This is a genomic window from Pseudomonas sp. GW821-FHT11G12 (genome assembly GCF_058808055.1).
In genome coordinates this window covers 1,508,596-1,517,542 of record NZ_JBXARH010000001.1, presented here as the reverse complement: position 1 = coordinate 1,517,542, position 8,947 = coordinate 1,508,596, and the positions used below count along the sequence as shown (strand labels likewise).

Annotated in this window: 7 protein-coding genes; 3 read left to right on the top strand and 4 right to left on the bottom strand. The window is 61.2% G+C overall.

Going from position 1 to position 8,947, the window contains the following annotated elements; translation table 11 throughout:
* Positions 1–105 precede the first annotated feature (105 nt).
* Positions 106–2,187, top strand: a complete 2,082-nt coding sequence (locus AC1RR7_RS06705) for a putative bifunctional diguanylate cyclase/phosphodiesterase (RefSeq protein WP_493156751.1) — start codon at positions 106–108, stop codon at positions 2,185–2,187.
* A gap of 84 nt (positions 2,188–2,271) precedes the next feature.
* The gene (locus AC1RR7_RS06700; RefSeq protein WP_096820260.1) at positions 2,272–3,018 is read left to right on the top strand and encodes an SDR family oxidoreductase; all 747 of its coding nucleotides are present in this window, start codon (positions 2,272–2,274) and stop codon (positions 3,016–3,018) included.
* 61 nt (positions 3,019–3,079) lie between these two features.
* Here the strand turns inward: AC1RR7_RS06700 and mapR are convergent, their stop codons facing one another.
* The 4 genes from mapR to AC1RR7_RS06680 form a co-directional block, all read right to left on the bottom strand.
* A complete protein-coding gene (gene mapR, locus AC1RR7_RS06695; RefSeq protein WP_096820262.1) occupies positions 3,080–4,489 on the bottom strand; it encodes a GntR family transcriptional regulator MpaR in 1,410 nt (469 codons plus the stop codon).
* Positions 4,490–4,574: 85 nt separating this feature from the next.
* Entirely contained in the window at positions 4,575–6,005 is a 1,431-nt protein-coding gene (ccoG, locus tag AC1RR7_RS06690) for a cytochrome c oxidase accessory protein CcoG (RefSeq protein WP_493064757.1), read from the bottom strand.
* A gap of 195 nt (positions 6,006–6,200) precedes the next feature.
* Complete coding sequence (locus tag AC1RR7_RS06685; protein WP_102621368.1) at positions 6,201–6,434, bottom strand: DUF3203 family protein; 234 nt, start codon at positions 6,432–6,434, stop codon at positions 6,201–6,203.
* 80 nt (positions 6,435–6,514) lie between these two features.
* A complete protein-coding gene (locus AC1RR7_RS06680) occupies positions 6,515–6,673 on the bottom strand; it encodes a hypothetical protein (protein ID WP_173861372.1) in 159 nt (52 codons plus the stop codon).
* A 218-nt stretch (positions 6,674–6,891) separates the two neighbouring features.
* Between AC1RR7_RS06680 and AC1RR7_RS06675 the strand changes: the two genes are divergently transcribed.
* Positions 6,892–8,889, top strand: a complete 1,998-nt coding sequence (locus AC1RR7_RS06675; RefSeq protein ID WP_493156749.1) for an alpha-1,4-glucan--maltose-1-phosphate maltosyltransferase — start codon at positions 6,892–6,894, stop codon at positions 8,887–8,889.
* Positions 8,890–8,947: the final 58 nt, after the last annotated feature.

The following is an 8,947-nucleotide window of genomic DNA, read 5'->3' as shown; positions in this document are numbered from 1 at the left end:
ATTTGATTACTTTGTCAGTGCGTTCTTCTGTGCAATCAGTACAATCGGCGCATTTGGCCCCGCTGAGAACGGAAGCAGTACGGTGGGGTGGTCACGAGAATTCTCATGCTCATCGGTAGTTATTCCTTCACGCTGGTTTTCATTTCGCTGTGTGTGGCGATCCTCGCGTCCTATACCGCGCTCGACCTTACAGGGCGCATCGCCACCGCCAAGGGTCGCGCCGTGCATTTGTGGACGGCCGGCGGCGCGTTCGCCATGGGCATCGGCGTCTGGTCGATGCACTTCATTGGCATGCTGGCCTTCAAACTACCGATCAGCCTGGGTTACGACATTTCGATCACGGCGTTGTCGCTGTTGATCGCCGTGCTGTCCTGCGGGTTTGCGCTGTGGCTGGTCAGCCAGCCGAAACTGCCGGCCTGGCAACTGGCCTTCGGCGCCTTGATCATGGGTGCCGGCATCAGCGCCATGCACTACACAGGTATGGCCGCAATGCGCATGCAACCGGGCATCGATTACGATCCGACGCTGTTCGGCGCTTCGCTGCTGATCGCCGTCGGCGCTTCGGCCGCCGCATTGTGGATTGCCTTTCGTCTTCGTCAGCATTCGCCTTATGTGCGCCTGTTTCGTGCCGGCGCAGCCATCGTCATGGGCATCGCGATTGTCGGCATGCACTACACCGGCATGGCGGCAGCGCGGTTTCCCGAAGGCAGTTTCTGCGGCGCAGCGCTCAGCGGTCTGAATGGCAATGGCCTCGATAATCTGGTGCTGATCACCACGCTCGCGGTGCTGAGCATCGCACTGCTGACCTCGATTCTCGATGCCCGCCTCGAAGCGCGCACCGCCGATCTGGCCCATTCGTTGACCGTGGCCAACCGCGAACTCACCCAACTGGCCCTGCACGACACCCTGACCGGCCTGCCGAACCGCATGCTGCTGGACGACCGGATCAATCAGGCGATGAAAAAGGTCAACGAGCAGGGCGGTTGTTTTGCGCTGATGTTCATCGATCTGGACGGCTTCAAACCGGTCAACGACGCTTTCGGTCACCACATGGGCGACCAGTTGCTGCGCGAAGTGGCGGTGCGTCTGCGTGAAGATTTGCGCAGTCTCGACACGCTGGCACGGATCGGCGGCGATGAATTTGTCCTGCTGGTGCGCCTGACCGAGCCCAACGATGCACTGGGCCTGGCAGCACGTCAGGTCGGTTTGATCGCGCAGTCGTTCCGCGTGGCCGAGCATGACCTGCAGATTTCCGCCAGCGTCGGCATCGCCCTGTACCCGGGTAACGGCCAGAACGCCCAGGAACTGCTGATGAACGCCGACGCCGCGATGTACCACGCCAAGGGCGGCGGTAAAAACGGCTACAGCTTCTTCGACGCCTCGATGAACAGCAACGCCCGCAAGCAACTGCAACTGTTGCAGGACCTGCGTGCGGCGCTGGAACACAGTCAGTTCAGTCTGCATTACCAACCCAAGTTCCACGCGGCCGATGGGCGTCCGGTCGGTGCCGAAGCGTTGCTGCGCTGGGAGCACCCGCTCCACGGCATGCTGATGCCGGACAAGTTCATCGATCTGGCCGAAAAGACCGGGCTGATCATTCCGATCGGCGAATGGGTACTCAACGAAGCCTGCCGGCAGATGCGCGAGTGGTACGTGCTGGGCTACACCGACTGGCGAATCGCAGTGAACCTGTCGGCGTTGCAGTTCTGCCACACCGGGCTGGTGCAAAGCGTCGCCAAGGCCTTGGCCACTCACCACTTGCCAGCCAACAGTCTGACCCTTGAAATCACCGAAACCACGGCCATGAGCGATGCCGACGCGAGCATGACGGTGTTGCAGGAACTGTCCGACATGGGCGTCGATCTTTCCATCGATGACTTCGGCACCGGCTATTCGAGCCTGATGTACCTCAAGCGCCTGCCGGCCAACGAGTTGAAGATCGATCGCGGTTTTGTCCGCGACCTGGAGCATGACAGCGACGACGCCGCCATCGTCTCGGCGATTGTCGCGCTCGGTCAGGCGCTGGGCCTGCGCATCGTGGCCGAAGGCGTGGAGACCGGCGTGCAGCAGGACTTTTTGACGCAACTGGGCTGCGATTCGCTGCAGGGTTATCTGCTCGGCCACCCGATGCCGGCGGATCGCTTCCTGCAGGACATCGTGCGCGGCAAGCCATTGGCGGTGAACTGAACGACTGACACAGGCCATGCAAAACCCCGCAATGACGGTTATTCTTCCTGCGACTGTTACGTGTGCATTGGGGGGAAAGCCTGCATGGATAAAGTCATTGTGATCACTGGCGGCGGTCGCGGAATCGGGGCCGCCACTGCGCTGTTGGCTGCCGAGCAAGGCTATCGGATCTGCATCAATTACCAGACGGACGAACAGGCAGCCCACCACGTACTCGACCAGGTGCGTGAACGCGGCGCCACTGCCATTGCCGTGCGCGCCGATGTCAGTATCGAAGACGAAGTGATCGGCCTGTTTCACCGGGTCGACACGGAGCTGGGCCGGGTCACTGCCTTGGTGAACAACGCCGGCACCGTCGGGCACAAATCGCGGGTCGACGAAATGTCCGAATTCCGCATCCTCAAAATCATGAAAACCAACGTTCTGGCGCCGATTCTCTGCGCCAAGCATGCGATCCTGCGCATGTCGCCCAAACACGGCGGGCAGGGCGGCAGCATCGTCAACGTCTCCTCGGTCGCTGCGCGCCTGGGCTCTCCGAATGAGTACGTCGACTACGCCGCGTCCAAGGGCGCGCTCGACACGTTCACCATCGGTCTGTCCAAGGAAGTGGCGGGCGAGGGGATTCGGGTCAACGCGGTGCGCCCGGGCTACATCTACACCGATTTCCACGCCTTGAGCGGCGATCCGGATCGGGTCAGCAAGCTGGAGTCGGCGATTCCGATGGCCCGAGGCGGGCGGCCGGATGAAGTGGCGGAGGCGATTGTGTGGTTGCTGTCGGACAAGGCTTCGTATGCGACGGGGACCTTCGTCGATCTCGGCGGCGGGCGTTAAGCTTAATGATCGTTCCCACGTCGAACCGTCTGCGTGGGAACGATCAACACGGCAGTGATCCTCAGAACGACCGCACAATCCGCCCCAACGTCTCCATCGCCTTTTCCGAGCTCTCGGTCCACGGGCTGCCGTAGTTCAACCGGATGCAATTCCTGAATCTTTGCGTCGGCGAAAAAATCGGCCCCGGCGCAATGCTGATGCCCTGCGCCAACGCCATCTGAAACAACTTCAACGAATCCATCTGCGGTGGCAGTTCCAGCCACAGGAAATACCCGCCGGCCGGTTGGCTCACGCGCGTCTGCGCCGGGAAATAACGGGCGATGGCCGCGAGCATCGCGCTTTGCTGTTCTTCGAGGGCATAGCGCAATTTGCGCAGGTGACGGTCGTAGCCGCCGTGTTGCAGGTAATCGGCGATGGCCGCCTGGGCCGGCATCGAGGCACAGAGTGAGGTCATCAGTTTCAGGCGTTCGATCTTCTGCGCGTAGCGTCCGGCGGCGACCCAGCCGATGCGATAGCCGGGGGCCAGGCTCTTGGCAAACGAGCCGCAATGCATCACCAGACCTTCGGTGTCGAAGGCTTTGGCCGGTTTCGGCGCCTGCTGGCCGTAATAGAGTTCGGCGTAGACGTCGTCTTCGATCAGCGGCACTTGATGGCGTTTCAGCAGTTCCACCAGTTCCTGTTTCTTGGCCTCGGGCATGGTCGCGCCCATCGGGTTCTGGAAACTGGTCATGCACCAGCAGGCCTTGATCGGATGCCGCTCCAGGGTCTGGGCGAGCACACCGAGGTCGATACCGTCGCGCGGGTGCACGGGGATTTCCACGGCTTTGAGCTTCAGCCGCTCCAGTACTTGCAGGCTGGCGTAGAACGCCGGCGCTTCGATGGCCACCAGGTCGCCGGGTTCGGTCACCGCTTGCAGGCACAGGTTCAGCGCTTCGAGGGCGCCATTGGTGATCAGCAGTTCTTCCATCGGCAGCATCAGCCCGCCGACCATGTAGCGCAGGGCGATCTGCCGGCGCAGTTGCGGGTTGCCCGGCGACATGTCGGTGACCACCATGCGCGGGTCCATTTCCCGGGCGGCGCTGGCCAGCGAGCGTGACAGGCGTTGCAGCGGAAACAGTTCCGGGCTGGGGAACGCCGAGCCGAATGGTACGGTGCTCGGGTCCTTGATCGATTCGAGCACCGAGAACACCAGTTCGCTGACGTCGACTTTGGTGGACTCATTGACCTGGCTGCTGATCACCGGCTCCGAGAACGGGCTCGGGGCGTGGGTGTTGACGAAGTAGCCGGAGCGCGGCCGGGCGCGGATCAGGCCGCGACGTTCCAGCAGGTAATAGGCCTGGAACACCGTGGACGGGCTGACGCCATAGGTCTGGCTCGCGTAGCGCACCGACGGCACCCGCTGACCGGGGCCGAGGACGCCGGAGCGGATCAGTTCAGCGATGTCGTCGGCGAATTTTTCGTAGCGTTTCATCGGTGTCCTGCAATGGATGGGATTTGGAAAACGGTTGTGCCAATGGGCGCAGCGCCATTGGCACAAAGGGTTGCATCTTAAAGGTTCAACGATTCATCGGCGCAACAAACCGGCTCTTCGCCACGCTATAAACCTCAGGTTCATCGCTGTCGGCAATCTTGAAGCTCAAGGTCTGCGAGCTGCTGGCCGGGCGATCCGTGGTCATCGCCACCGACACCGGCACATCGACGATCTCGCCTGCCGCCAGGCTCAGCTCGGTCTTGCCTTGCAGCTGGAAGCCGTCGCCATCCACCAGGCTCAGGTTGTAGTCCTGGCGCTGTTGGGTCTTGTTGATGACTTTGAGGGTGTAGATGTTTTCGATCTGGCCCTGGCCGTTCTCGCGGAACAGGCCACGGTCCTTGGTCACGTCCAGCGACACCATCGGCCGTTCGACCAGGGCCAGGGCGAGGGCACCGATCATCAGCACCAGCACCGCGACGTAACCGATCAGCCTTGGACGCAGCAAGTGCGTCTTGCCACCCTGCAATTCACGCTCAGAGGTATAGCGGATCAGGCCTCGGGCGTAATTCATCTTGTCCATGATCGAATCGCAGGCGTCGATGCACGCTGCGCAGCCGATGCATTCCATTTGCAGGCCGTCGCGGATGTCGATGCCGGTCGGGCAGACCTGCACGCACAACTGGCAGTCGATGCAATCACCGAGGCCCGCTTCGGCCGGTTTCACGTCGCGTTTGCGCGGGCCACGGTTTTCGCCACGGGCCACGTCGTAGGAAATTGCCAGGGTGTCCTTGTCGAACATCACGCTCTGGAACCGCGCATACGGGCACATGTGCATGCACACCGCTTCGCGCAGCCAGCCGGCATTGATGTAGGTGGCGCCGGTGAAAAACAGCACCCAGAACAGACTGACACCGCCGATCTGCAGGGTCAGCAGTTCTTCGGCCAGCGGGCGGATTGGGGTGAAGTAGCCGACAAAGGTCAGGCCGGTCAGCACGCTGATCGCTAGCCACAGTGTGTGCTTGGCCGCACGCCGTGCCAGTTTGTTCAGGCTCCACGGTGCAGCTTGCAGCTTGATCCGCTGGTTACGTTCACCTTCGGTGATCTTCTCGCACCACATGAAGATCCACGTCCACGAGCTCTGCGGACAGGTGTAACCACACCAGACCCGGCCTGCGAACACGGTGATGGCGAACAGGCCGAACGCGGCGATGATCAGCAGCGCCGACAGCAGAATGAAGTCCTGCGGCCAGAAGGTCGCGCCAAAGATGTGGAACTTGCTTTCGGAAAGGTCCCAGAGCACCGCCTGACGTCCGCCCCAGTTCAGCCACACGGTGCCGAAAAACAACAGGAACAGAAACCCCGCGCCACTCATGCGCAAGGTGCGGAACAGGCCGGTGAAGCTGCGGGTGAAGATCTGGTTGTCGCTGGTGGCGTTCTTCGCCTTCATTGGGCGCGCCGGTACTTTTTTTATGTGAGGCGTTGCTTCTACGGTTCGGACGGGGATTCGTTCGCTCATGGTCGTTCGCTCATCAGCCTCCATCAGGCCAGTGAACTATGAGCGCCGATCTGTTTGCATAACAGACTCAGGTATTTCAATAAAAAGCGTATCAGATGGGTTTTGCGCCCAGCCCTGCGACAACTTGAAGCAGCTGGCAGGCCGGGGCGCAGATGCTTATCCCAGACGTCTGCGCTGGATCTTGACCGGGATCAGTCAAATGACCGAATCACTGTCGGTGGCCTTGAGGTGTTTGCGTCCGTCTCGGGCGCCTGCGACGGTCAGCGCATCGGCTTCGGCCTCTGTGATGTAAACGCGCCGGCCTTCGATTTCCACGGCTGACATCGATTTTTCACTGTCGGTGATTATTGTCAGGTCACCGCACAGGCGAATCTGCTCACCGTTTTCGGTGGCGAAAAAACAGGTCTGGTTTTCGATGCGCACGGTCATGGGGCTGTCCTTTTTCCAAGGGTGTTGAAAGGTTAGGGCGCAGCCCCGGGGGATCGTTCTGCGCAACCGATTAATGGTCGCTAGACGATCACTGGCGGCATGGTCGTCGGCGGCTCTTCCTTGGGCGGCGGCGTGGTGCCCGGTGGCTCCTGTTCGGGGATCGGCTGCGGCTCGGTTTCGGGCAGGACGGGTTTGTCGATGTTCGGATCGGGCGTTTCAGCGGGGATCGGAATACTCATCAGATGAACCTCCGTGTGGCACATGGCGTGAGAAGTGCTTAAGTGGGTTGACCACTTCACCGCGAATTCGATCCGATTTTGTGGCGGGGCAAATCCCTGTGAACTTTTGCCGGCGAGGGTCGCTCGGAACCTGAGAGAGTTCATCGTCGGGCGCAGGCCCGGCCGTGATCGCCAAACAGGCAAGCGAGCGTCCTTGGGGCGTTAAGGAGAGATGCTCAATGACTGCTGAAAAACCCTCCGAACAGAGCTACAACCCGCACATCCCGCTGTCGCAGGCGTTGCTGCTGCCACGCATCGTCATCGAAAACACTCAGCCTTCGCTGGAGGGCGGGCAGTTTGCCGTCAAGGCTGTGGTCGGGCGCGAAATCGTGGTCACCAGCAAGATCTTCGCCGATGGTCACGACAAACTGGCGGTGCGCATCCGCTGGCGCGAAGAAGGCGAGGAAGTCTGGCAAAGCGAAGTCATGGCCGATCAGGGCAACAATGGCTGGGAGGGCCGGTTCCGTCCTCAACGCATGGGCCGCTATCTGTACCTGATCGAAGCCTGGATCGACCTGTTCGCCAGTTTTCAGTACGAGTTGGAGAAAAAGCACACCGCCGCCGTCCCGGTCAGCCTGGAGTTGCAAGAGGGCCGCACGATGGTGCAACAGGCGGCCGAACGCAGCGAAGGCCCGCTCAGTGAGCGGCTGGCGGCGCTGCACCACGAATTGTCCGGGCTGCTCGAAACCGAGCAGGTGGCGCTGTTTCTGCACCCGCAGAGTGCACAACTGATGACCGAGGCCGATCACCGCCCGTATCTGAGTATCAGCAATGAATTTCCGCTGGACGTCGAGCGCGAACTGGCCGAGTTCGCCAGTTGGTACGAGCTGTTTCCCCGCTCGATCACCGACGATCCCGCCCGTCACGGCACTTTCAATGATGTGCACGCGCGGTTGCCGATGATTCAGGACATGGGCTTCGACGTGCTGTATTTCACGCCGATCCACCCGATCGGTCGTAGCCACCGCAAGGGCCGCAACAACTCCCTGATTGCAGGGCCGGACGATCCGGGTAGCCCTTATGCGATCGGCAGCGAAGAGGGCGGGCACGAAGCGATTCATTCGCAGCTCGGCACTCGCGAGGACTTTCGTCGTCTGGTGGCGGCTGCCGCTGATCATGGTCTGGAAATCGCCCTCGATTTCGCCATCCAGTGTTCCCAGGATCACCCGTGGCTCAAGCAGCATCCGGGCTGGTTCAACTGGCGGCCGGACGGCACGATCAAATACGCGGAGAACCCGCCGAAGAAATACCAGGACATCGTCAACGTCGACTTCTATGCGCCGGAAGCGATTCCGAGCCTGTGGGTCGAGCTGCGCGACATCGTCGTCGGCTGGGTCGAGGAGGGCGTAAAGATCTTTCGCGTCGACAACCCGCACACCAAACCACTGCCGTTCTGGCAATGGCTGATCGCCGATGTGCGCACGCTGTACCCGGAAGTGATCTTCCTCGCCGAAGCGTTCACCACCCCGGCGATGATGGCGCGGCTGGGCAAGGTCGGTTACACCCAGAGCTACACCTATTTCACCTGGCGCAACACCAAGGCTGAACTGGCGAGCTATTTCAGCGAACTCAACGAATCGCCGTGGCGCGAATGCTACCGGCCGAATTTCTTCGTCAACACACCGGATATCAACCCGGCGTTCCTGCATGAGTCGGGGCGTCCCGGGTTTCTCATTCGTGCGGCGCTGGCGACCATGGGCTCGGGCCTGTGGGGCATGTATTCGGGATTCGAACTGTGCGAATCGGCGCCGGTGCCGGGCAAGGAGGAATACCTCGATTCCGAGAAGTACGAGATCCGCGTCCGCGACTTCAATGCGCCCGACAACATCATTGCCGAGATCGCCCAGCTCAATCGCATCCGCCGGCAGAACCCGGCGCTGCACAGCCATCTGGGCCTGAAGATCTACAACGCCTGGAACGACAACATTCTTTACTTCGGCAAGCGCAGCGCCGATGGCAGCAATTTCATTCTGGTGGCCGTCAGTCTCGATCCGCACCACGTGCAGGAGGCCAATTTCGAATTGCCACTGTGGGAGATGGGCCTGCCGGACGACGCCACCACCCATGGCGAAGACCTGATGAACGGCCATCGCTGGGACTGGCACGGCAAGTACCAGTTCATGCGGATCGACCCGGCTTATCAGCCGTTCGGGATCTGGCGGATCACCGCCTTTTGAACTGACTCACAGATCGTTCCCACGCTCTGCGTGGGAACGCATCTCGGGACGCTCCGCG

Excerpts from the sequence above, each read along its gene's own strand:
- AC1RR7_RS06700 (WP_096820260.1), top strand. The coding sequence starts at position 2,272 with ATGGATAAAGTCATTGTGATCACTGGCGGCGGTCGCGGAATCGGGGCC.
- AC1RR7_RS06675 (WP_493156749.1), top strand. The coding sequence starts at position 6,892 with ATGACTGCTGAAAAACCCTCCGAACAGAGCTACAACCCGCACATCCCG.
- AC1RR7_RS06705 (WP_493156751.1), top strand. The coding sequence starts at position 106 with ATGCTCATCGGTAGTTATTCCTTCACGCTGGTTTTCATTTCGCTGTGT.
- mapR (WP_096820262.1), bottom strand. The coding sequence starts at position 4,489 with ATGAAACGCTACGAAAAATTCGCCGACGACATCGCTGAACTGATCCGC.
- AC1RR7_RS06680 (WP_173861372.1), bottom strand. The coding sequence starts at position 6,673 with ATGAGTATTCCGATCCCCGCTGAAACGCCCGATCCGAACATCGACAAA.
- ccoG (WP_493064757.1), bottom strand. The coding sequence starts at position 6,005 with ATGAGCGAACGAATCCCCGTCCGAACCGTAGAAGCAACGCCTCACATA.
- AC1RR7_RS06685 (WP_102621368.1), bottom strand. The coding sequence starts at position 6,434 with ATGACCGTGCGCATCGAAAACCAGACCTGTTTTTTCGCCACCGAAAAC.